The sequence below is a fragment of the Rhodoplanes azumiensis genome (genome assembly GCF_042682915.1).
Taxonomy (GTDB): domain Bacteria; phylum Pseudomonadota; class Alphaproteobacteria; order Rhizobiales; family Xanthobacteraceae; genus Rhodoplanes; species Rhodoplanes azumiensis.
In genome coordinates this window covers 140,899-161,174 of record NZ_JBHUIW010000003.1, presented here as the reverse complement: position 1 = coordinate 161,174, position 20,276 = coordinate 140,899, and the positions used below count along the sequence as shown (strand labels likewise).

At 71.0% G+C, this 20,276-nt stretch carries 20 protein-coding genes; 12 read left to right on the top strand and 8 right to left on the bottom strand.

Annotated features, from left to right (window positions below; genetic code table 11):
* Window positions 1-32 precede the first annotated feature (32 nt).
* Window positions 33-542, top strand: coding sequence for a hypothetical protein (locus ACFSOX_RS04310; protein ID WP_378476551.1), 510 nt, complete (start codon window positions 33-35; stop codon window positions 540-542).
* A gap of 10 nt (window positions 543-552) precedes the next feature.
* Here the strand turns inward: ACFSOX_RS04310 and ACFSOX_RS04305 are convergent, their stop codons facing one another.
* Window positions 553-909 (bottom strand): DMT family protein, encoded by a 357-nt coding sequence (locus tag ACFSOX_RS04305; protein WP_378476550.1) that lies wholly within the window; start codon window positions 907-909, stop codon window positions 553-555.
* Window positions 910-1,116: 207 nt separating this feature from the next.
* Here ACFSOX_RS04305 and ACFSOX_RS04300 point away from each other — a divergent pair, with 207 nt between their 5' ends.
* A complete protein-coding gene (locus ACFSOX_RS04300) occupies window positions 1,117-2,037 on the top strand; it encodes a hypothetical protein (protein ID WP_378476549.1) in 921 nt (306 codons plus the stop codon).
* Here ACFSOX_RS04300 and ACFSOX_RS04295 read toward each other — a convergent pair.
* Window positions 1,988-3,316 carry an NnrS family protein gene (locus ACFSOX_RS04295; RefSeq protein ID WP_378476548.1) on the bottom strand — a complete coding sequence of 443 codons (1,329 nt, stop codon included), beginning with the start codon at window positions 3,314-3,316 and terminating at the stop codon, window positions 1,988-1,990. The two genes, ACFSOX_RS04300 and ACFSOX_RS04295, sit on opposite strands and share 50 nt — an antisense overlap.
* A 402-nt stretch (window positions 3,317-3,718) precedes the next feature.
* Here ACFSOX_RS04295 and ACFSOX_RS04290 point away from each other — a divergent pair, with 402 nt between their 5' ends.
* Window positions 3,719-6,013, top strand: a complete 2,295-nt coding sequence (locus ACFSOX_RS04290) for a TonB-dependent receptor family protein (RefSeq protein WP_378476547.1) — start codon at window positions 3,719-3,721, stop codon at window positions 6,011-6,013.
* Between the two features lie 363 nt (window positions 6,014-6,376).
* Here ACFSOX_RS04290 and ACFSOX_RS04285 read toward each other — a convergent pair whose 3' ends face one another.
* From ACFSOX_RS04285 to ACFSOX_RS04275, 3 genes are all read right to left on the bottom strand, one after another.
* Complete coding sequence (locus tag ACFSOX_RS04285) at window positions 6,377-6,967, bottom strand: cupin domain-containing protein (RefSeq protein ID WP_378476546.1); 591 nt, start codon at window positions 6,965-6,967, stop codon at window positions 6,377-6,379.
* 54 nt (window positions 6,968-7,021) lie between these two features.
* On the bottom strand, window positions 7,022-8,827 hold the full coding sequence (locus tag ACFSOX_RS04280; RefSeq protein ID WP_378476545.1) for a CocE/NonD family hydrolase: 1,806 nt from the start codon (window positions 8,825-8,827) through the stop codon (window positions 7,022-7,024).
* A gap of 94 nt (window positions 8,828-8,921) precedes the next feature.
* The gene (locus ACFSOX_RS04275) at window positions 8,922-10,295 is read right to left on the bottom strand and encodes an MFS transporter (RefSeq protein WP_378476544.1); all 1,374 of its coding nucleotides are present in this window, start codon (window positions 10,293-10,295) and stop codon (window positions 8,922-8,924) included.
* A gap of 530 nt (window positions 10,296-10,825) precedes the next feature.
* Between ACFSOX_RS04275 and ACFSOX_RS04270 the strand changes: the two genes are divergently transcribed.
* Window positions 10,826-11,524 (top strand): TetR/AcrR family transcriptional regulator, encoded by a 699-nt coding sequence (locus tag ACFSOX_RS04270; RefSeq protein WP_378476543.1) that lies wholly within the window; start codon window positions 10,826-10,828, stop codon window positions 11,522-11,524.
* A gap of 39 nt (window positions 11,525-11,563) precedes the next feature.
* On the opposite strand, the gene ACFSOX_RS04265 is transcribed toward ACFSOX_RS04270, so the two are convergent.
* Window positions 11,564-11,785 (bottom strand): hypothetical protein, encoded by a 222-nt coding sequence (locus ACFSOX_RS04265; RefSeq protein WP_378476542.1) that lies wholly within the window; start codon window positions 11,783-11,785, stop codon window positions 11,564-11,566.
* A 286-nt stretch (window positions 11,786-12,071) separates the two neighbouring features.
* Between ACFSOX_RS04265 and ACFSOX_RS04260 the strand changes: the two genes are divergently transcribed.
* Window positions 12,072-13,520 carry a hypothetical protein gene (locus ACFSOX_RS04260; protein ID WP_378476541.1) on the top strand — a complete coding sequence of 483 codons (1,449 nt, stop codon included), beginning with the start codon at window positions 12,072-12,074 and terminating at the stop codon, window positions 13,518-13,520.
* Between the two features lie 16 nt (window positions 13,521-13,536).
* On the opposite strand, the gene ACFSOX_RS04255 is transcribed toward ACFSOX_RS04260, so the two are convergent.
* Together ACFSOX_RS04255 and ACFSOX_RS04250 are read right to left on the bottom strand one after the other, a co-directional pair.
* On the bottom strand, window positions 13,537-14,106 hold the full coding sequence (locus ACFSOX_RS04255; RefSeq protein ID WP_378476540.1) for a cytochrome b: 570 nt from the start codon (window positions 14,104-14,106) through the stop codon (window positions 13,537-13,539).
* Between the two features lie 91 nt (window positions 14,107-14,197).
* Complete coding sequence (locus ACFSOX_RS04250; RefSeq protein WP_378476539.1) at window positions 14,198-14,833, bottom strand: glutathione S-transferase family protein; 636 nt, start codon at window positions 14,831-14,833, stop codon at window positions 14,198-14,200.
* Between the two features lie 771 nt (window positions 14,834-15,604).
* Here ACFSOX_RS04250 and ACFSOX_RS04245 point away from each other — a divergent pair.
* The 7 genes from ACFSOX_RS04245 to ACFSOX_RS04215 all read left to right on the top strand — a co-directional run bounded on the left by ACFSOX_RS04245 (window position 15,605) and on the right by ACFSOX_RS04215 (window position 20,200).
* Entirely contained in the window at window positions 15,605-16,807 is a 1,203-nt protein-coding gene (locus ACFSOX_RS04245) for a pyridoxal phosphate-dependent aminotransferase (protein ID WP_378476538.1), read from the top strand.
* Window positions 16,808-17,036: 229 nt separating this feature from the next.
* On the top strand, window positions 17,037-17,447 hold the full coding sequence (locus ACFSOX_RS04240) for a hypothetical protein (protein WP_378476537.1): 411 nt from the start codon (window positions 17,037-17,039) through the stop codon (window positions 17,445-17,447).
* A 39-nt stretch (window positions 17,448-17,486) separates the two neighbouring features.
* Complete coding sequence (locus ACFSOX_RS04235) at window positions 17,487-17,786, top strand: hypothetical protein (protein WP_378476536.1); 300 nt, start codon at window positions 17,487-17,489, stop codon at window positions 17,784-17,786.
* Window positions 17,787-17,894: 108 nt separating this feature from the next.
* On the top strand, window positions 17,895-18,440 hold the full coding sequence (locus ACFSOX_RS04230) for an NUDIX hydrolase (protein WP_378476535.1): 546 nt from the start codon (window positions 17,895-17,897) through the stop codon (window positions 18,438-18,440).
* Between the two features lie 89 nt (window positions 18,441-18,529).
* Window positions 18,530-18,772, top strand: coding sequence for a hypothetical protein (locus ACFSOX_RS04225; RefSeq protein ID WP_378476534.1), 243 nt, complete (start codon window positions 18,530-18,532; stop codon window positions 18,770-18,772).
* Between the two features lie 76 nt (window positions 18,773-18,848).
* Window positions 18,849-19,586, top strand: a complete 738-nt coding sequence (locus ACFSOX_RS04220; protein ID WP_378476533.1) for a phosphatase PAP2 family protein — start codon at window positions 18,849-18,851, stop codon at window positions 19,584-19,586.
* Entirely contained in the window at window positions 19,583-20,200 is a 618-nt protein-coding gene (locus tag ACFSOX_RS04215; RefSeq protein ID WP_378476532.1) for an NAD(P)H-dependent oxidoreductase, read from the top strand. Before ACFSOX_RS04220 ends, ACFSOX_RS04215 begins: the two co-directional genes overlap by 4 nt.
* The last annotated feature ends 76 nt before the right edge of the window (window positions 20,201-20,276 follow it).

Below are 20,276 nucleotides of genomic sequence, written 5' to 3'. Positions count from 1 at the left end.
ATGATGGGACGGTCCTCACCGGAGGTCTTTCCATGCGCTTACCCCGCGCCCGGCTCCGACGCCTCGGCCTGACCGGCCTCGTGATCCTCGGCATGGCGATCGCGGCCGTGACGACCGCGACGGCCGGGTGGTCGACCCGTCGGGGCGGCGAGCTGGGCCAGCTGGTGACCACGTCGACGGCGGCCGGCGACGAGCTCTTCCTGTTCTGCGGCAAGGACGGCCTCGGCGTCGGCATCGTGGCGCGCCTGTCGCCGCGGCCAGGCGGACCGAGCGACCTCACCCGCGTGCCGCTCACCGTCGCGGTCGACGACCGGCCGGCGGTCGCGCTCGCGGTCGAAGGCTTCGAGGGCGCCTGGGTGGCGTTCGATCGCGACGCCGCGACGCTGGCGTCGGCGATCGCGACCGCCCGCACCCTCGTCGTGACCATCGCGCCGAGCCATGCCGACGCCTTCGCGGCGGGCCGTCAGGTGTTCGTGCCGGGCGGCGGCTTCACGACCGCGCTCGACAAGGCGCGTTTCCCGGCCCGCTGCCGCCCCGGATAGAGCCCGCCGCTCACCACTTGTGGAAGATGAAGAACGCCCCGACCGCCACGAAGGCGAAGCCCAGCGCGTGGTTCCAGGCGAGCGGCTGGTTGAGATAGAGCCACGAGAAGCCGGCGAAGATCACCAGCGTGATCACCTCCTGGATGGTCTTGAGCTGGGCCGGCGCATAGACGGTGGCGCCCCAGCGGTTGGCCGGCACGGCGAGGCAGTACTCGACGAAGGCGAGCCCCCAGGAGATCAGCACCACCTGCCACAGCGCCACCTCCTTGAATCGCAGGTGCCAGTACCACGCCGTCGTCATGAACAGGTTGGAGGCGATCAGGAGGACGACCGGCAGCACGTAGGGCGAGGTGACGAAGGACGGCATCTTGCAACCTTTCGGGGGCGACGGCGCGGACGGCCGGGCCCGCCGCGGGTCCGAGTCGTCGATGTGCGGTCCGTCATCTGATCACGCCGCGACGGAAATACGGCGGGCCGGCCGTAACGGGGTCGTAATTCGTGCCTAGCGTCGCGGTTCGCATCGAGACCGACGATGCCCAGCGCGATTGCCGCTCGTCACAACCGCGGAGCCCGCATGCGTCCCGTCCGTCCGTTCCCGACCGCCCTGCTCGCTGCCATCCTCGCCGCCGGACTCGCCGGTCCGGCGCCTGCCCAAAACCCCGCCCAGAGCCCCGCCCAGGCGCCCGCCCGGGCCCCTGCGAAGCCTCCGTCGGCCTCCGCCCCGCCGACCGCCGCACCCCGCCCCTATGCGTCGATCGCCGTGACGATGCCGAAGCCGGTCGCCGATCCGAGCTTCGAGGCGTTCCGAAAGCAGCTCGGCGAGATCGCCGGGCGCAAGGACCGCGCCGCCCTCGCCGGCCTGGTGGCGAAGGGCTTCTTCTGGACCGCGGCGCAAGGCGAGAAGGCCGACCGCAAGAAATCCGGCATCGACAATCTCGCCGCCGCGCTCGGGCTCGACGCCGCCGACGGCGAGGGCTGGGAGGCGCTGGCGAGCGCCGCCGCCGATCCGACCCTCGAGGCCGTGCCGCAGAAGAAGGGGGTGTCCTGCGCGCCGGCGGCCCCGGCGTTCGACGGCAAGGCGTTCGAGCAGCTCCTCAAGAGCACGCGCAGCGACGTCTTCGACTGGGCGTTTCCGGCGCTCGCCGATCTCCCGGTCCGCTCCGGCCCCGCCGCCGACGCGCCGGTGGTCGAGACGCTCGGCGCCGTGCTGGTGCGGGTCGTCGCCGAGCCGCCGCCGGGCGGTGCTCCGGGCGCGGCTCCGGCCGGCCCCGGCACCCCGCCGCAAGCGGGCGCTCCGCCAGCCGGTGGACCGCCGGCCGACCCGCCGGGCGCGTCCCAAACTGCCGCCGCCGCGCCGCCCCTCAAGGTGGTGACGCCGTCGGGCAAGACCGGCTTCGTATCGGCCGACGCGGTGCTGCCGCTGGTGTTCGAACAGCTCTGCTACATCAAGGACGCGAGCGGCTGGAAGATCGCCGGCTATCTGGGTGGCGAGTGAGCGCCGCGGCCGGCGGCGCCTGGACACCGGCCGGCGCGGCGCCCGACCGCTCCGGCGTCACGCCGGGCCGCACCAACAGCGGCCCGTAGACGACCAGAAAGCCCACATAGGCGGCGATCCACAGCCCGCCGGCGAGCGGCAGCAGCGGCAACGTCCAGGCCGGCACGAGCCCGCTGCCGGCCCGCGCCGCCGCAGCGAGCGCGATCGCCAGAACGATGGCGGTCGAGCCGCGCAGCGCCCGCGGCGGCCGGCCCGTGTGGCCGAGGCTCACCCGCGTCATCAGGGCGAGCGTCATCAGGCCGATGCCGCCGATCGCCCAGACATGGATCACGGCCGCCGCCAGCGCCCCGTCGCCCAGGAGCGCGCCGGCGCCCGCGATGAAAAAGCCGAGGGGCGTCATCGCGGCGCCGAGATGCAGGCTCCAGACGAGCGGCTCGTCGAGCGTTTTCAGCGGCGCCCAGCGGGCCTGACGGACGACGAGCAGCACGGCGGCGACGAGCAGCACGACGCCGGCGGCCGGCGCCGCGTCGTCGAGCCAAGGCGATCCCAGCCAGACGACGAGGGCAAAGAGGCCGAGCCCGGCGGCCGCCGTGTCGAGCCGGCGCACCGAGTCCGGCATCGGGGCGCGGCCGGTCTCGACGAGATAATCGCGGGTGAAGGCCGGGACGATGCGGCCGCCGAGCAGCATCATCTGAGCCGTGACGCCGGCGAGCGCGAGGCGGCTCGCGAAGGCACCGTCGTGGCCCGACGCGGCGGCGGCGTGGAACAGGATCTGGGCGACGACCAGGACGGCGAGCGACACCACGGCGGCGGCGGTGGCGACGCTTCGCGCCGCGACGATCTCGTGCGTCACCACGGCGGCGAGAGCGACCGTGAAGGCGGTCGCGACCGCGGCCACGGCGAACGGGCCGAGCCCGAGAAAACCGGCCACCGCGAGGCGGCCGACGATCCACAGCACGACGAGGGCGGCGAGTGGCGCAGTGGCGAGCGGCCGCCGACCGGTCCAATGCGGCACCGCGGTGAGCAGGAACCCGGCCTGGACGGCCGGCACGTAGCCGAACAAGAGCTCGTGGGCGTGCCAGGCGGCCGGCCCGAGCGGCGGGTCGAGGCGCGCGACCAGCGGAAAGGCGGCGCCCCACAGCCCGATCACCGCCACGGCCTGGAGCGCGCCGGCCAGGAAGAACGGCCGGAACGAGGCGCCGTGCCGGGCCGCGCCGGGGGCGCCGCTGCGGTCCGGGGGCGACCGGCCGGAGCGAGACGCAAGTGACGCGAACGACATGAGAGAGACCAACGTCGACCGCTCTACGTATTTATGCGCCATCAATGCAGCTTATAGCTATAGTTTTGAATCGCTTCAGATCGAGATACTTAGTTTTCATTGTTTCTAAACTTTGTAATTAGGGTTTGACTCGCCCTAAGCCAAATTCCTACTCAAGGCAACACGCTTGTTCCGGCGTCGCCCCCGCGCCGCGATCGCCCGCCAGCCAGCGCCTCGTCCGCGCCCGCCAGCCCCGCATTTCAACTCCGTCGCCACCGGCCGCCCCGCCGGGCCGGGCGTCGCATCGTCCGGACCGCCGACGCCGGCCGCCGTCGCTGTCACCCGCGGAGCGCAGGGGACCGCGAATGGCGGCCCTGCCCGGCGCGGCCGGACAAACCCGGATTGCAAAGGAGCCGGTTCGTGATGAGTGTCGTGTCGATCACCCGGAGCCCGACGACCGTGCCCGCCCATTCGCTGCCGATGATCCCGCATGCGCCGGCACCGCTCGCCGGCCGCGCCCGGCCGCGCGCCGCGCTCTCCGCCGCCGTCTCGGCCCTCGCCGTCACGGCCGCGCTGGGGCTCGCCCCGACCGACGCACCCGCCCAGTCGGCGGCGCCGGGCGCCACCGTGACGCTCGACGAGCTGGTCGTGGAGGCGGCGGGCGGCCAGCCGGGCGCCCCGGCGACCACCACCGAGGCGGAGGCGCGCCGAAGGCTCGCGGCGACCCCGGGCGGCACCGCCGTCGTCGATCAGCGTCAGCTCGAGGCACGCTCCGACGTGTCGATCGCGGATTCGCTCAACATCGTGCCGGGCGTCATCGCCAACAGCTTCCTCGGCGGCAACGACCAGCCGAAGATCCACATCCGCGGCTCCGGCCAGCAGACCAACCCGACCGAGCGCGGCCTCCTGATCCTGCAGGACGGGCTGCCGCTCAACCGCGCCGACGGCTCCTACATCGTCGGGCTGATCGACCCGCGGATGGCCGACTTCTTCGAGGTCTATCGCGGCTACACGGCGAACCGGCTCGGTGCCACCGTGCTGGGCGGCGCCATCAACTTCGTGTCGCCGACCGGCTCGGGCTCGCCCGGCGCCCAGCTGAGCGTCGAGGGCGGCAGCTACGGCTATGTCCGCACCCAGGTGCAGGGCGGCGACCGCAAGGGCGACTATGACGCCTTCGTCCAGTACTCCTACGACCAGCGCGACGGCTACCGCACCTGGAACGGCTCCGACCGCACCATCTTCAGCGCCAATGCGGGCGCCAGGATCAACGACACCATCGCGACCCGCGTGTTCGTCGGCTACACGGATCTCGGCTTCGAGATCGCCGGCCCGCTGTCGTGGAACCGGATGAAGGCCGATCCGACCCAGGCGGCGCCCGGACCGATCACGGTGAACGGCGTCGCCACCGAGCCCGGCCCCAACGCGCTGCGCGACAAGCCGCGCCGCGACACCGAGCAGGCGCGCATCGGCTCGCGCACCACCGCGACCTATGGCGAGCACGTGTTCGATCTCGCGCTCGGCTACACCTACACGGACGACACGTTCCGCTTCCCCGTCGGCACCGGCTATCGCATCACCGACGGCGGCGACTTCACCACCTCGGCCCGCTACGCCTATCGGCCCGACAAGACCGCGGCGCTGCCGCTGTTCGAGACGACCGCCATGTACGTGGTCGGCAGCGCCGACCGCACCTGGGCCAACAACTATCGCAGCGCCAGGACGACGACGTTCGGGGCGAACGAGCTCGAGGCGCAGACGCTGTCGGTGTGGTCCGGCTTCAACGTGCCGGTCGGCGCCGTCACGATCTCGCCGGCGCTCTCCTACATGATGGCGACGCGCGACAACACCGACACGTTCGGCGCGGCGCGGCGGCCGACCATCAACGCCGTCTCGGGCGCCACCGGCTCGGTCGCCGCCACCAACACCAGCTTCTCGCGCTCCTACGACGCCTTCAATCCGAGCCTGGCGTTCCTCTACGATCTCGCCCCCGGCAACGTCGTGTTCGCGGCGGTGAGCCGCACCTACGAGGCGCCGACCTTCGACGATCTGCTGGAGGCGACCGGCGGCACGCCGAACACCAGCCCGACCGGCTTCGCGACGCCGGACCTGAAGGGCCAGAGCTCGATCACGGCCGAGACCGGCACGCGCGGCACCTTCGACCGCTTCGCCTGGGACGTGGTGACCTACTATTCGTGGATCGAGGACGAGCTGATCCGCACCACCAACATCTCCGGCGCGCTCTCGACCGTGAACGCCGACAAGACTCGGCATTTCGGCGTCGAGCTCGGCGGCCGCGTGCGGCTCACCGATGCGCTGACCGCGCGCGTCACCTACACGTTCCAGGACTTCCGCTTCTGGAACGATCCGCTCTACGGCGACAACCGCATCGCCGGCGCGCCGCGCCACGTCTTCCTGGGCGCGCTGCGCTACACGATCAATCCGCAGCTCTGGGTCGAGGGCGAGATCCAGTGGGTGCCGGACGACGTGCCGGTCGACAACGCCAACACGCTGTTTTCGGAGGCGTTCGCCACCGTCAACATGCGGGCCCACTACAAGTACGACGCGCGGTGGAGCGGCTACGCCGAGGTGCGCAACCTGTTCGACGCCAATTACGCCGCCTCGACGCTGACGATCGGCCGTGCGACGCGCGCCGACCAGGCCGCCTTCCTGCCCGGCGACGGCCGCGCCGTCTACGGCGGCCTCAAGGCGCGCTTCTGATCAGGAGACGCCGCGCGTGTTTCCAGTGACCTTTCCTCGCGAGGGACACTGATAGCAGACGTCATGTGCACCCAAACATCTCCCGGTCATGGCCGGGCTCGTCCCGGCCATCCACGTTCTTTCTTACGCAGGGCAGTCAAGACGTGGATGGCCGCGACGAGCGCGGCCATGGCGAGTCGGAGTGTCTGGAGGCTGGCATGACTCATACGCACGGCCTCCAGTCTGACTCTCACCGTCATCCTGAGGCGCTCGGCCGGAGGCCGAGCCTCGAAGGATGCGGCCCCGGGCCGTCGCCCTTCGAGTCCCGGCTTTCGCCGGGCGCCTCAGGGTGACGGAGAAAGTCAGCATCAACAGGCTTTGGACTCACTCCAGCGGCAGCGCGTCGATCAGCACGAAGGCGACGATGCAGGGCTCGCCCGAGCGGTTGGCCCAGGCGTGGTTGGTGCCCCGCTGGACCAGCATGTCGCCGGCGACGAGCTTGGTCTCGCCGACATCCATCACGGCCCAGATCTCGCCCGACAGCACGATGGCGTAGTCGATCGAGCGGGTGCGGTGCATGTGGGCATGACGGACCTCGCCGCCCTTGCTGGCCGACTTCGCGGTCGCGTCGATCGCCACGGCGCCCCCCATCGCGGCCGCCTTGGCGGCCCAGTCCGCGTCGGGCGGAAACTGCACGACGCGGAAGACGCTGCCGCCGGCCGGCGGCGCCACCTGGATCGGCAGGCCGCACGGATCGGCCTGCGTCGCCGGGCCGTTGTCGGCCGGGGTCGAGAACGTCTTCCAGAAATCCGTCACCGCGAAGTTCGGCTGATCCATGATCGGCATCACGTGCGGCGACGGGGCGTCGCTCGCGACGATCGAGTTTCCCTCGGCGTCGTGACCGGTGACGACGACACGGAAACGCCGGATCTCCGGCCCCGGCGCGACGGCCGGGCGGGCGGCCTGCTCAGTCATGAGGATGGCTCCTGTTTTCTGATCTCGAACGACGACCGGACGCGCCCCTGACGGTCACGCCTGCGGGATGACGGGCAGCAGCAGATGCGAGGGCCGCGCGGCGTCGTGATAGATTCTGTGCAGCGTGGTCCGGCTGGAGACGATGTGGTTCGGCACGTATTCGGCATTGGTGGCGCCGCCGACGCCGGTCGGCATGTCGGCGCTGGCGATCTCGACGCAGATGCGGTGGCCGCGCCGGAACAGGTTGGCGGTGGCGAGAATCTCGATCGCGTATTCGGTCACCTCGCCGGGCACCACTTTTTGCTGGGCAGCGCGGGTGAGCGGGTGCCACGGCCGCCACGGCGTCGAGCGCTCCGGATCGACCGCCCGGTGCGACGCCTTGAGCCAGCCGCGCGTCACCTCGCGCTCCGGCAGATCGGCCGGGATCTCGCGCTCGCCCTCGCGCACCGAGCGCACCGACACGTCCGGCCCGACATCCTTGACGGTGACGAACCAGTTGGTGTCGTCCTGGTCGATCGCGGCGAACAGATTGAGCACCATCGGCCCGGCGACCAGGAGATCGGCGGGCAGCGGATCGGTGAGATAGCGCAAGCTGGCGACCTTGTTGGTCTGGGTCGGCGGCATCTGCACGAAGGCGTCCGGCGGCCGCTCGTCGTCGACGCTCGACGGCACGAAGGGATCGGGGCGCAGCCGCTCCCAAGAATCGAGATAGAGCTTGGTCCACTGCGTCTCGGGCAGCGGCCAGTCGGCACCCTCGCGCCACTCCTCGGCGCCCATCACCCAGTAGCGCACCGGCGGCTCGTCCATGATGCCGGTGTCGAGACCCTTGAGCCAATGATCGTGCCAGCGCAGGATCTCGCCGTGCAGGGTGTGGAACGGGCGCTCGAGATGGGCGGGCCCGGCGAACATCAGCTTCTTGGGCGCGGAGATCTTCTCGTAGTAGCTATGGGCGCCCTGCAGATGGGTCTTGTACGTGTAGGCGTACCAGCCGGAGCCCGTGTAGGTCGGCACCGTGATGTCGGCGAGCTTCGCCTCCGCCTCGCGCACCGCCTCCTCGCGGTCGTAGGGGTCGATCAGCAGGTCGAAGTAAGGCGGCATGTGCTGGCCCTTCTGGGTCAGCACGTTGAGGATGTGCGGATACATCCGGTAGTCGGGATTGCGCATCGCCTCCTGCCACAGCGCCTCGCGCTCCGGCGGCAGCGCACCCGGCTTGCCGCGGCTCCCGTGGATCGCGGCAAAATGCATGATCAGATAACGGAAGAGATGCAGCACGCCGCCCGGATACTCCTCGCGGAAGCTGCCCAGCACGCCGTAGGCGCCGCGCGGATCGAGCGGGAAGATCGCCTTCAGATGCGGCGGCTTCTGGCGCGCGACATGGAGCTGCTCGGCACCGAACCCGGAGATGCCGACCATGCCGACATTGCCGTCGCACCACGGCTGCTGCGCGATCCACTCGATCAGGTCGTAGCTGTCGAACAGGCGCGAGCCGCCGCTGTCGGACTTGCCGACGTTGCGGGGCGAGCCGATGACGTGCACGTAGCCGCGCGAAACGAAGTACTTGGTGTCGCCCGCTTCGAGCAGGCCGGCCCACAGCGACGACCAGGCCGGCTGCGGCGGCAGCGTGGCGGCGACGTCGGGGCCCTGCAGATCCTTGTTGTAGATCGAGAAGGCGAGCAGCACCGGCAGCTTCTCGTCGGTGTCGGGACGATAGACGTCGACCGAGAGAGCGACGCCGTCGCGCATCGGCACGGCGACGTCGCGCTCGGCGATCAGACCGGAATGGGTCGGCGCGCGGTCGTAGGCGACGGGCGGACGATCGGCGGAATGGGGCAGCCCGGCGGGGCGATTCGAAGCGGTCATGGCGAAACGGAACCTCTCGGGAGAGCGGCCGCCCGCCCGTGACGGGCGGCCCGGATCACGCGGCGCCGGCCGGGCACCGCAGCGGAAACGCCAGTCAGGGCGAGATGTCCTCGAGCACCCGGCCCTTGGTCTCGACGGCGAAGATCGCGACGACGACGCAGGCCACCGCCGCCACCGCACCGAAGGCGAGGAAGACGTTCTCCAGCCCGCCGGCGATCATCATGCCGACCATGGTCGGGCCGATCATCGAGGCGAGGTTGCGCCACGCTCCGCCGGCGCCGACCCCGATGGCGCGGACGCGCGTCGGGTAGAGCTCGGGCGTGTAGAGATAGATGCCGATGGAGAGCACCGACGAGCAGAAGAACGCGGTGCTGACCAGTACCAGAACGCGCTCCGGACTGCCGGCGCCGAACAGCCACAGCGAGCCGAGCGCCAGCGCCACGCCGGCGAAGGCGACCGCGAACCACGGCCGCCGGCCGACGTGATCGATGGTGAGGGCGCAGGTGAGCGTCCCGAACAGCCCGACGATCTGGGTGATCAGGCCGTACTGGAGCGACTGCGCCAGCGGCAGATGGAACACCGTGCGGTACATGGTCGGCACCCACACGACGAGGCCAAACGTGACGATGAAGGCGGCGAACCAGATCGTCCACACGACCAGCGTCCGGCGCAGATAATGCGGCCCGAACAGATCGGCCCACGAGGCCGGCTTCTCGTGGGTGACGACCACGGGCTGCACGGGCGGCAGCGGCGCACCGGTCGCCCGTGCCGTCTCGGCCTCGATGTGCGCGAGCGCCGCCTCGGCCTCCTGATCGCGGCCGCGCGCCGCCAGCCAGCGCGGCGACTCGGGCAGCAGGCGCTGCATGAACACGGCCAGGATCGCCGGCAGCGCACCGATCACGAACATGTACTGCCAGCCGAAGGTCGGCACGATCCAGCTGCCGAGAAACCCGGCCGAGACGAGGCCGATCGGGAAGATCAGCTCGTAGAGCAGCACGAAGCGTCCGCGTCCCTTGGCCTTGGCGATCTCGCTGATGTAGACGGCGGCGATCGGCACCTCGCCGCCGAGGCCGATGCCCTGGACGGCGCGGAACACGAGGAGCGACTCGTAGTTCCAGGCGAACGCGCAGGCGAGGCTCATGATCGACAGCACCAGCACCGACCACACCATCGCTCGGACACGGCCGAATCGCTGGGCGACCCAGCCGAAGAGCAGCGCGCCGGCGAGCTGGCCGACATAGCCGACCGAGATCATCAGGCCGATTTGCGGCGGCGTGAGCTTCCACAGCGGCGCGAGCACCGGCAGCACGAAGGCGATGGCGAGGCCGTCGAAGGCGTCGAAGAAGGTGGCGACGCCGACCACGACGCGGGTCTTCACGTGCCACAGCGAGATCGGCAATCGCTCGATGCGGGCGACCACGTCGTCGACCTTCGAGCAGGCGGGTCTTGTCAGGATCGCGTCGGACATGCGCGACTCTCCCGGAGCAGTCTGTCGGTTGATGCGGCGGACGAGCGGAGCACGGAGGTGCAGCCGCGGCGTGATCGGGCGAAGCCGGACGGGTCGGGAAGGTCGAGCGTCGTCATGACTCCGCCTCCCACACCTGCGGCAGCGCCGCGTTCGGGATCGACACAGAGAAATCGACACAGGGGCTCGTCGAAGCGGCGCGCGTCGTGCGCTGCTCCGAAACCGGCCGGTCAGGGGCCCGGCCCGTGACTACTCGTGGGGGTGTGGTCGATAGGCCGGGAGGGCTCCGGCCGTCGGGTAGAGATCGCGGCGTCGCGGTCGTTGCGTTTGTCTCATCCGTCGTCTCCCGGCCGTGGACACGAGATCCCCGGCGCTAGCGTTTCTTCCCGAGGCGACACCGCGGTTTTCTCCGGCTACAAGGAGAGCGGCGTCTTTATTGAACGCGTTCATTTTTGAACGTGTTCACTTTCGTGTCAAGACGTCAGGCCGCGGCGGACACCGCGGCCGGGTTTGTACGGATGTGGACCGGAGCGATGGTGGAGCGAGACACACGAGAGCAGGCCGGGCGGGAGCCCGCGTCCGAGGACGCGGGCCCGGCGGCTCGCGGCAAACCGGGACGCCGGGAGAGGAACAAGGAGGACAAGCTCCGCCGGATCAAGGAGGCGGCGCGCGAGCTGTTCGTCTCGAAGGGTTTCGACGACACGACGATCCGCCAGATCGCCACGCAGGCCGAGGTCGGCCTCGGCACCGTCTTCATCTACGCCGCCAACAAACGCGACCTGCTGTTCCTGATCGCCAACGAAGGCCTCGACGAGGTCGCGGGCGCGGCCGCCGCCGCCGTCGATTCGAACGCCGCCCTGATCGACAATCTCCTCGCGGTGTTCCGGCCGCACTACGCCTTCTTCGAGCGGCAGCCGGAACTGTCGCGCCTCGTGCTGCGCGAGATGACGTTCTACGACAGCGGCGCGCAGGCCGGCTCGTTCCGGAAGACCCGCGAAGCGCTGATCGAGCTGCTCGGCGAGGTCGTCCGTCTCGCAGCCGAGCGCGGCGAGATCACGATCGACGAGACGACCGCGTTCGTCGGCTGGACGATCTTCTGCATCTATCAGGTCGAGCTGCGGCGCTGGCTGTCGGACGGCACGGTCGACGTGGAGAGCGGTCTCGACCGGCTGCGGCGCGCCCTGCTGCTGCTCATCTACGGCCTCGGCGCGGCCGCCCCTCGCGGCGGCTGAGGCCCGCGGCGCCGTGACCCGCGCCGATGCCGGACGGCGTCACTGCATCCGCAGACGTCGCGCGCGGGCCGCGGAGCGGCGGCAGTGGGCGGCGCTGGCCGAGGAGATGCGCTCGAGCCGTGCGTGGTTCTCCGGCGTGAACGGGTTCTCGCCCAGCGCCTTGAAGAAGCGCACCAGCGCCTGGTGATAGACCACATGGGCGTCGGCGAGCTCGTCCGGCGTGAGCTCGTGCCAGTGTTTTTCGAAGAACGACTTTTGCATCGTGACGAGGAATCGGTTCGACTGGAGAAGGACGGGGCCGCGCCCGGGCGTGCCCCGGACACCGTGATCATTGTGTTCCAACAAATGAGAAGCCGTTACTTTCGTGCGGCGAACTGATTCAAATTGCGGCGACGGCACTCGTCTTCGATTCACCGCGAGGCGTCTCGCCCTCGCCCAGGGGGATTGGTGATCATCCCGACGGCGTCGCCGATCTATGCCGAAAGGGCTTGAAATCCGCCGCGCCGCCTCGATGATCGCCGGCGTGACCCGCCCGATCGACTCTCGCATGCCTGCCATGACGGACCTGCCGATGACGGACCTGCGCGGACTCGTCGTCGGCGCCGGCCTCACGTGGGCGCTCGCCTTCGTCGGGGTCGGGCTCGGCGCCGATCTGCAGGTCTGGGGCGACGGGGCGCTCTTCTCCTACGCCGTCGCGGTCCGCGACACCTGGGGCTTCCACTGGCACAACATCCCGGGCCGCCTCGTCACGCATGTCGTCGCGCATCTCCCGGCCGAGGCGTCGGTCGGACCGACCGGGTCCGCGCACGCCGGCATCGTGCTCTACGGGCTGCTGCTCTTCGCCGCACCGCTCCTCGGGCTCGGCGCGACCGTCGTGGTCGACCGCACGCCCGGGCGCCGTATCTTCGTCGCCGCCTGCCTGTCGACCGCCCTTCTCTGCCCGCTGGTGTTCCCCTGCCCCACCGAGATGTGGATGGCGCACGCGGTGTTCTGGCCGACGCTCGCGCTGTGTCACGGCGCGCCGCTGACGCGCGGCGCCACTCTCGCGATCGCGGCGGCGCTGCTGGCGCTCGTCTTCACCCACGAGGGCGGGGTTGTGCTGGCGGCCGCGATCCTCGCCGTGCAGGCGCTGCGTGGTCCTCGCACGACCCGGTTTCTCCGGACCGCGGCGGCGCTGGCCGTGGCGCTCGCCGCGTGGGCCGTGGTGAAGCTCACGATCCGTCCCGACGACTACATCAGTGCCGTGCTGACCACGGCGGCGTTCCGCTTCGTCGATCCGGACAATCTGCTCGATCCCGTCGTGCTGCTGATCGCCGCGGCGGTCGCGATCTTCGCCGGTCTCGCCGGCGCGCTGCGCCGGATCGGGATCGCGGCGGCGGTCGCGTGCGCCTTCGGCGCGACCGTTCTGCTGCTCGTCGCCTATTGGCTCGTGCTCGACCGGGCGCTGCTCGCCGAGAACCGCTATCCGCTGCGCACCGTGCTGCTGATCGGTCCGCCCGTGCTGGCCGGTCTCGCCGTCGTGAGGACGCTCGACGACGAGGGCCGGCTGCCGACCTGGCTGCGCCGGCCCGCCGCCGATCTCGCGATGCGCGCGCGCCGCATCGGCCCGGTGATCGCGGCCGGCGCGCTCCTGCTGGTGATGCTGATCCACGCGGTGGAGACGACGAAGTTCGTCCTCGCCTGGCGCGACTATGCGGACGCGGTCCGGCGGCTCGCGACCGGCACGGCGTCGGACCCGGCGCTCGGCGATCCGCGCTTCGTCTCGGCCACCCGCATCGCCCCGGCGCTGCAGCGGCTCGCCTGGAACTCGACGACGCCCTACCTGTCGGTGCTGATCGCGCCGGGCTTCGCGCCGACCCGCCTCGTCGTCGATCCGACCGCGACCTATTTCTGGATCTCCTGCGCGACCGCCACGCGAAACGCCGCCGAGACGAGCGGCATCCCGCCGGACGCGCGCGATCTGCTGCGCCGCCTCGCCTGCCTGCACCGGCCGTGAGCGACCGGCGTGGCGGCTACGCCTCCTCGTCGCGCGGCCACATGCGGCGGAAGACGCCGTCCTGACGGATCAGCGCGTGGAACAGCGCGGCGCCGACATGAACCAGCACCAGCCCGATCAGCACGAAGGCGGCGACCGCGTGGGCGACGAACACCGGCTCCGACATCTTCTGGTCCGGCGCCGTCAGGGCCGGCAGCGTGATGCCGAACGCCGTCAGGGCCGGATAGAGCGAGACGCCGATCCAGCCGAGCAGCGGCACGACGATCAGCAGGAGATACATCCAGGTGTGGACGATGTTGGCGGTCTCGGCCTGCCAGGCGGCGATGCTCGGGTCTTCGGCCGGAACGCCCTGGCCGATCCGGTTGGCGAGGCGCACCAGCACCAGGGCGAGCAGCGCCACGCCGAGCAGCTTGTGGACGTCGTAGAACGACAGCGCCGTCGAGAGCCCGGCGAGCGTGCTGCCTTCCGGCGCCCAGGTCATCACGATGCCGATCGTCGCCTGGACCAGAATCAGGACCGCCATGGTCCAATGCAGGACGCGTGCGGTGGTGCCGTAGACGGCGTGCGCGGACCATGGCCTCGGCATCGTGCCCCCCGATGATTCTCACCCGACATTCCCACCCGGATGTCTCACCCGGATGTCGGCGGCTGGTCGTCGTCGTCGCGGGAAGGGATCGTCATCCGGCCGCCACGAGGGCGCCGGGCACGTCCTCCAGCATCGTCACGTGGCGCGGCTGGCGCGCGACGCGGGCGAGCCAGCGCCGGATCGCCGGATAGCCGGCGAGATCGAAGCCGGCCTGGTCGGCGATGTGCGTGTAGGCGTAGAGCGCGATGTCGGCGATGGTGTAGCGGTCGGCGGCGAAGAAGCGGTTCGCCTCGAGGTGCTCCTCCATCACGCCGAGCGCGCCGTAGCCGGCCTCGGTCCAGCCCTCGATCTCGTGCATCTTCAGATCGCGGCCGCCGCGCACCAGCGTCAGCCAGAAATAGGCGGCGCCGATGCTCGGCTCCATGCTGTTCTGCTCGAAGAACATCCAGCGCAGCGCCTCGGCGCGCTCGAAGCGATCCTCCGGCGCGAGCGGCGTGCCGCCGGCGATGTACCACAGGATGGCGTTCGATTCGGGCAGCCAGCGGCCGGCCGCGACCTCGAGCAGCGGCACCCGGCCGCTCGGATTCTTGGCGCGGAACTCGGGCGTGCGGTTCTCGCCCTTGAGCACGTCGATCTCGACCAGTCGATAGGGAATGCGCAGCTGGGTCAGCGCGAGGCGGACCTTGTAGCAGTTCCCCGATCGCTGCATCGAGTAGAGCGTGTACATGCGTTCCCGTCCGCGGCTCCCGCCCGTCGCACCCATTCACCCATCCTGACTGACGCACCGCACCGCCGGTCGTCCGCGCGCATCGCGACAACGTCACGCGCACCCACGTCGTCACCGACATCGCCGCGCGAAGACCCGAGCACCGGCTTCCAGGCCCCCTGACTCGGGGCGGGAAAATGGGTCGTAGGGTGTCCGTGACGGCGAGAGCCCCTTGCGGACGCAACCAGCATTGCATGCTCGAATTGCGACTTCAATTAGGACGCGGCCGAAGTTTCGCCAGTGGTTCGATCGGAGAAGCGGAAGGCAGCGCAGCAATGTCGGCGATCGTTTTTGCATCGCCACAAGATCGTGATCAGCAGCGCGAGACTCACGATCGTGCCGAGGAGAATCGTCAGGTGCTCGGCGGCGGCCCGGGTGGAAAGAGGGCACCACATGGACGCGCTTCGGGAGCGGGTTCGCTCCGGCCCGCATCCGTGCCGCGCGGCGGCGGCGGGCGGCGCACCGGCGCCGGGGCCACCTCTCTCGCATCGCGGGCGGAATCGCGCCGTTGCACGACAAGAGGGTGGCGCCATGGAGCGGCGTGAAGCGTGGGCGCGGGGCGCCTCCGGATCCACGAAACGCCCCCCACCCGACAGCCGTGCCCGCTGCGCGAACGTCGAGCTCTTCCCACGCACGGGGAGAGGTCGAAGCGTTCGCTCCGGTCACGCCGCCCCTTGCCCCGGCGGCGCCCGCGCTCTACGACACTCGGCGCCTGAACCAGGAGCTTCGACAATGGCCTTCCTCGCCGACTCGCTCGCCCGCATCAAGCCGTCCGCGACCATCGCGGTGGCCGACAAGGCGCGTGCCCTCAAAGCGGCGGGCCGGGACGTGATCGGTCTCGGCTCGGGCGAGCCCGACTTCGACACGCCGGACAACATCAAGGACGCCGCCATCAAGGCGATCCGCGACGGCAAGACGAAGTACACGAATGTCGACGGCATCCCCGAGCTGAAGGCGGCGGTCGCCCGCAAGTTCGAGACCGAGAACGGCCTCAAGTACAAGCCCTCGCAGATCTCGGTCGGCACCGGCGGCAAGCAGGTTCTCTACAACGCCTTCATGGCGACCCTGAACCCCGGCGACGAGGTGATCGTCCCGGCACCCTACTGGGTCAGCTACCCGGAGATGGTGCTGCTCGCCGGCGGCACCCCGGTCGAGGTGCCGACCACGCAAGCCTCGGGCTTCAAGCTGACGGCCGAGGCGCTGGAGCACGCCATCGGCCCGAAGACCAAGTGGCTGCTGCTGAACTCGCCCTCGAACCCGAGCGGCGCCGCCTACACGCGCGCCGAGCTGAAGGCGCTCACCGACGTGCTGCTGCGTCACCCGCATGTGTGGGTGATGACCGACGACATGTACGAGCACCTCGTCTACGACGACTTCGTGTTCACCACGCCGGCCCAGGTCGAGCCCGGGCTGTACGACCGCACCCTGACGGTCAACGGCGTGTCGAAGGCCTATTGCATGACCGGCTGGCGCATCGGCTTCGCCGGCGGCCCCGAGCCGCTGATCCAGGCGATGGCGACCATCCAGTCGCAGTCGACCTCGAACCCGAGCTCGATCGCCCAGTGGGCCTCGGTCGAGGCGCTCAACGGGCCGAAGGACTTCATCCCGGCGCACAACGCGGTGTTCAAGGAGCGCCGCGACCTCGTCGTCTCGATGCTCAACCAGGCGAACGGGATCGACTGCCCGACCCCGGAGGGCGCCTTCTACGTGTTCCCGTCCTGCGCCGGGACGATCGGCAAGGTCGCCCCGTCGGGCAAGCGCATCGAGACCGACCAGGATTTCGTCACCGAGCTCCTGGAGGCGGAAGGCGTCGCGGTGGTGCAGGGCTCGGCCTTCGGTCACGGCCCCAATTTCCGCATCTCCTACGCCACGGCGACGAGCGCCCTGCAGGCCGCCTGCGAGCGCATCCAGCGGTTCTGCGGGAACCTGAAGTGACGGGTAAGCAGAGGTTATCGGTTCCGGGCTCGGCGCTTTCGCGCCGCCCCGGAACGACGACGCGCCTCTGCAATGATCTCGCGCCGGCGGACGACCCGGCATCCACCGGCCTTCGTCAAGTCAGCCGAGAAGCTGCGGCGTGCCGGGTGCTCCGCTTGCGCGGAGCACGACGGCGGAGAGGCTTCGGACCTGACGTCGGCGCCGATGCGGCCGTGCCCGGAAGCCGCGCGTGACGCGGGCGCCCGCTCGCGTCGCGATCGGCCTCGCCGTGTCACTGGGGATGATCGGACCGCTGCAGTTCGGCGCCGTCACGGCGCTCGACATCGGCGACCCGCCTGCCGCCGTGGCGATGTTCGCGGCCGCCGTCGTCATCGTCGCCGTCGTCTTCGCCGCGGCGACGGGCTGGCGGTGGAGCCCGCAGGTCGTGCGGTGGACCGCCGTGCTGCTCCTCACCCTGCTGCTCGCGATCGGCGCTGCGCTGCTCGGCTACGCGATCCACGGCGAGCACACCCCGTTCGGGCGCAATCTGATGCTCGGTATCGCGCTGTTCGTCGACGCCGTGGTTCTGGTGCCGGCCGGCCTGTCGGTGCTGGTCCACTGGGCGCTGCTGCGCCGTCCGCCGCCGGCTGGCCCGGGATGACCGACCCCCGGGTGACGGACACCGGGTGACGGACACCGGGTGACGGACCCCGGATCCGGAGCGCGACCGGGCAGCGCCGTCGCGGCCTTCGTCGCCCCGGTCGTGTCGCTGCGCGACCGCCTCGCCGGCGCGACGCTGGGGGCCGGCCGCATCGGCCTCGGCGCCGTCCTCCTGGTGCTGGTGTTCGAGGGCATCGTGCCCGTGCACCTGCAGCCGCAGGCCTTCACCCGGTCGCGCCTGCGGCCGGTGCTGTCGCGGGCCGGCGCCGCCGGGCTGACGACGCGGCCGCCCGAGATCGAGGCCCTGATCGACACGCTCGCGCGCGAGGACCGGAGCTGACGGCGACGCCCTCCCCGGCTCGGTCGCGGCACCGCCGCGGCATCGCCCCATTCTCTGGTATGGTGCCGGAGTTCTCGACACGACGGATCAGGCGGCGGCGGACCCGGCATGGCACGCAGACATATCGTGGCGGCGGGTGGCATCGTCGTCCGCCCCGGCGCGACCCCGCTCGTCGCCGTCGTCCAGCGCCGCAAGGACCGCGTCTGGGTGCTGCCCAAGGGCAAGCTCGACGCCGGCGAGGCGCCGATCGACGGCGCAAGGCGCGAGGTGATCGAGGAGACCGGACACGAGGTCGCCGTGCACGAGTTCCTCGGCGTGATCTCCTATCCGAACCGCGGCACCGTGAAGGTCGCGCAGTTCTGGCGCATGGTGCCACTCGACGCGCCGCCGCGGCCGCTGATGCGCGATGTGCGGGCCGTCGACTGGCTGCCGATCGAGGCGGCCGTCGCCGTCCTGGCGTTGCCGTGGGAGCAGGCGTTCCTCGACGGTCTCGCCGGCCGCGGCCTCGCCGACGCCGCGACCCCGCTCGCGCCGGCCGACCCGCCGGTCGCCGCGCCGGTGACACCGCGCCCGATCGAAGCCGCGGCGGCGATCCCGCTGGCCCGCGACACCGGGCTCCTGCTGCGCCTGTGGCGCGGCCTCACCTCGCCGTGAGGGAAGAGCACCGCCCCCGGGGTCTTGCGGCATTCCGCCACCGCCGGAACCGCGGTACACTCGTGTGGTTCACGACACAGGAGGACGCGATGACCCGCACCGTGACTCTCCTCGCTGCGACGCTGCTCGCCGGGCTCGTGACGGCCGAGCCGGCGCACGCCGCCTATCGGGTGATCCGCTGGTCGACCGGCATCTGCCAGGTGTGGAACTACAGCCTGCCGACGCGCCCCTTCCCCTACGACTACCGGGTTCTCACCGGGCCGCTGCCGAGCTTCTGGGCGGCGTCGCGGGCGAAGTCCCGGCTGTGGCGTACCGGCCGCTGCCTGATCTGATCGGACGCGCCGCGGCGCCGGAGCTTTCACGCCGTCGGCGCGATCCTGCGGCCGGCGCCACCAGGCTGGAGGACTCGTGCTGCAACGTCTGATGCCGCGCGCAGCGATTGCGCTGCGGCCGCGCGCGTGGTCGGAGCTCGCGCCGCTCCTGACCCTGTTCCTGGTCGCGGCGGCGCTGTTCGGCTTCGTCGAGATCGCCGAGGAGGTGGTCGAGGGTCACAACCACGTCTTCGACGAGGCGATCCTGACGTTCCTCCGCAATCCGGCCGACCTCGCCGATCCGGTCGGCCCGGCCTGGCTCGAGAAGGCGATCCGCGACCTCACCGCGCTCGGCAGCGTCACGGTGCTCACCCTGCTGACCGTGCTGGTGCTCGGCTATCTGGTGATCGACGGCAAGCGCGCCGCCGCGCTGTTCGTGCTCGTCTCGGTCGCCGGCGGGGCGCTGCTGATCGACGGCATCAAGCTCGTCGTCGCCCGGCCGCGGCCCGATCTCGTCGCCCACATGGTCGATGTCTCGACCTACTCGTTCCCGAGCGGCCACGCGACCGCGTCGGCCGTCGTGTTCCTGACGCTCGGCGTGCTGCTGGCGCGGATCGGCCGGCGCCGACGCGTCAAGGCCTATGTGATCGGCACGGCGATCGCGCTGACGCTCGCGATCGGGGCGAGCCGCGTCTATCTCGGCGTCCACTGGCCGAGCGACGTGCTGGCCGGCTGGTGTCTGGGCGCCGCCTGGGCGATGCTGTGCTGGCAGATCGGCCTGTGGCTGCAGCGGCGCGGCCGCATCGAGCGACCGGACGAGCCGGCCGCGGAGTGAGGAAGCCGGAGGGGGGCGACGTCGTGAACTGCCTGGTCGTCGTCGCCCATCCACTGGAGACGAGCCTGTGCGCCGCCTTCGCCCGCACGGCGGTCGAGACGCTGACCCGACAGGGCCACGCCGTCACGGTGCGGGATCTCCACCGCCCGCCCTTTCCGCCGGCCCTCACCGAGGCCGAGCGGGCGAGTTTCTACACGGGCGCCTACGACCGCAGCGAGGTCGCCGCCGAGATCGACGCGCTCGTCGCCGCCGAGGCCGTGGTGCTGGTGTTCCCGACCTGGTGGTTCGGCTTTCCGGCCGCGCTGAAGGGCTGGTTCGACCGGGTGTGGGCGCCCGGCGTCGCCTTCACGCACACGCCGGACTACGGCCCGATCCGGCCGCATCTCGCCGGCCTCCGCCACATGCTCGCCGTGACGACGCTCGGCTCGCCCTGGTGGGTCGACCTCGTGGTGATGCGGCGCCCGGTACGGCGCGTGCTGAAGACCGCCATCGTCGGCGGTTGCGCGCCAGGATGCCGGTTCGAGATGATGTCGCTCTACGGCGCCGAGCGCCCCGATCAGGCCCGCGCCGACGCTTTCGCGGCTCGCCTGTCGGCGCGGCTGCGCGCCTGGTGACGGCACCTCGACGCGCGCCGTCGCGCCGACCCGACATCACATACGGCCGGCGCGAGCCGGTCCGCCGACAGGAGGC